Origin of the sequence: Actinomadura sp. NPDC049382 (assembly GCF_040677125.1) — a bacterium.
GTDB lineage: Bacteria > Actinomycetota > Actinomycetes > Streptosporangiales > Streptosporangiaceae > Spirillospora > Spirillospora geliboluensis.
Window position 1 is genome coordinate 1 of sequence record NZ_JBFARO010000261.1, and the last position, 2,218, is coordinate 2,218.

At 71.3% G+C, this 2,218-nt stretch carries 2 protein-coding genes; both read right to left on the bottom strand.

Features of this window, described 5'->3' with window-relative positions; translation table 11 throughout:
- Positions 1-77: 77 nt before the first annotated feature.
- Positions 78-917 (bottom strand): IS21-like element helper ATPase IstB, encoded by an 840-nt coding sequence (gene istB, locus AB0K34_RS46480; protein WP_364554941.1) that lies wholly within the window; start codon positions 915-917, stop codon positions 78-80.
- Positions 917-2,146, bottom strand: a complete 1,230-nt coding sequence (istA, locus tag AB0K34_RS46485; protein WP_364554943.1) for an IS21 family transposase — start codon at positions 2,144-2,146, stop codon at positions 917-919. Before istA ends, istB begins: the two co-directional genes overlap by 1 nt.
- Positions 2,147-2,218: the final 72 nt, after the last annotated feature.

Below are 2,218 nucleotides of genomic sequence, written 5' to 3' on the forward strand. Positions count from 1 at the left end.
GGTGTCAACGTCGCGCGATTTCTGACCCCCTGGAGACGTCTGAATGTTGACCCCTCTGGTGTTGGTCGTTGGTTCGGTTACTGCTGGTCGTCGTTGGTGTTGGCCGCGGGGACGCGGCCCAGGTCCCGGTTTTTGAGGCGGTAGCTGTCTCCCTTCAGGCTGATGACCTCGGCGTGGTGGACGAGGCGGTCGATCATGGCGGCGGCGACGACGTCGTCGCCGAACACCTCGCCCCAGCGGCCGAACGGCTTGTTGCTGGTCACGATCAGCGAAGCGCGCTCATAGCGGGACGAGACGAGCTGGAAGAACAGGTTGGCGGCCTCGGCCTCGAACGGGATGTAGCCGACCTCATCGATGACCAGGACGGGAACGCGGGCCAGCCGGGTGAGCTCGTCTTGCAGCCGTCCGGCGGCGTGGGCATCGGCCAGCCGGGCGACCCACTGGGCGGCGGTGGCGAACGCGACCCGGTGCCCGGCCTGGCAAGCCCGGATGCCCAGCCCGATCGACAGGTGGGTCTTGCCGGTGCCGGGCGGGCCCAGGAACACCACGTTCTCGCGGGCGGCGACGAAGTCCAGGGTGCCCAGGTGCGCAATGACGTCACGGCGGGCGGAGCGCTGGTGGTCGAAGTCGAAATCCTCCAGCCCCTTGCGGGCAGGGAAGCGGGCCGAGCGGATCCGGGCCTCGCCGCCGTGGGCCTCGCGGGCGGCGACCTCGCGTTGCAGGCAGGCGGCCAGGAACTCCTCGTGCGTCCAGGACTCCTCACGGGCCCGCTCGGCCAGCCGACCGGCGGCCGCATGCAGCGACGGGGCTTTGAGCACCCGGGTGAGGTAGGCCAGCTCGGCCTCGACATCCCGGCCACCCGCGGTCGCGGCGGACCCGGCCGCGGACGTGGCGGCGGGTTTGGTGCGGGCGGCCATCACGCCACCACCCCCTCGACGCCGAGAATGGCGTCATAGTCGCCGAGCCTGCGTTGCTCGACCCCGACATCGACCACCGGGCGGGCGGCCTGCAGGCGGGCGGAACGCAACGCGGCGGCGGCCCGGGCGTGGTCGGGATCGGTGATGGTCTGATGGACCGCCCAGCAGCGCGGATGCGCCGCGACGGGCCGGCCGCCGCAGGTGACGTGGACCCGGTCCAGGTCGGCGGCGACCTCGACCAGCCGGCCGATTACCGACGGGTGCACCGAGTAGTCGTTGGAGGCGACACGGACGTAGTGGTCGCGGGGCAGCCGGGTCGAGGTGCGCCACCCCACCTGCGGAGGCACCGGCGGCAACGCCAGCATCGCCGACCGGTCGGCGGTCAGCCGGTCGGCGGGCCGGCACTCGATCCGCCGGTGATGACGGACGTTGGCGCGATGCCCGAGCCATTGGGCCAGCTGGGTGTTGAAGTCGTCGGGCGAGGTGAACGAGCGGCCCGGCAGGAACGAGGTCTCCAGATACCGGTTGGCGCGTTCGACCAGGCCCTTGGCCTCGGGATCTGCGGGACGGCACTGCGCGATGGCGATGCCCAGCGCGCCGCGGAACGCCTCGGCGTCGGCGGTCAGCTGCGGCCGTCCGTTCTTCCACTTGCCGATCGCGGACTCGTTGTCCCACACCAGCGTCTTGGGCGCGGCACCGAGCATGCGCAGCAGGACCCACATCCCGGCGAACAGATCCCCGGCCGCCCGCGACGGCAGCATCCGGGCCATCAGCCACCGCGAATAGCCCGACACCATCACCAGCACCGGCGGGCCCGCGTGCTGCCCGGCCCCGACCGGGACCCGCACCGGCGGGAACCACAGATCGCATTGAGCGAGCTCACCGGGCTGATACGCCGTCCTCGAGGCCGGGTCGACCGGACGGTATTGCGGCCGCAGCACCCGGACCCGGTCCTTGAGGACCGTCATCGAGCGTTCCCACCCGATCCGCTCGGCGATCACGGTCGCGGGCATGTCGGGGAACTCGGCCAGCAGCTCCCTGATCTGTGGCTCGGCCGCGTCCACGATCGATCCCTTCGGCGCCCGCCGGTACTTGGGCGGCTCATCGGCCGCCAGCGCCCGCTTGACGGTGTTCTTCGAGATGCCCAGCCGCCGGGCGATCGCCTTGATCGGCATGCCCTCGGCCCGGTGCAACCGGCGGATCTCCGCCCAGTCCTCCACCTTGATCACCCTCCACAGTGACAGCAGAGGGGGTCAGAATTCGGCCGCCGCCTGGGGGTCAGTATTCACCCGCCGTCAACA

Coding starts and splice junctions, on each gene's coding strand:
- istB (WP_364554941.1), bottom strand. CDS start 917: ATGGCCGCCCGCACCAAACCCGCCGCCACGTCCGCGGCCGGGTCCGCC.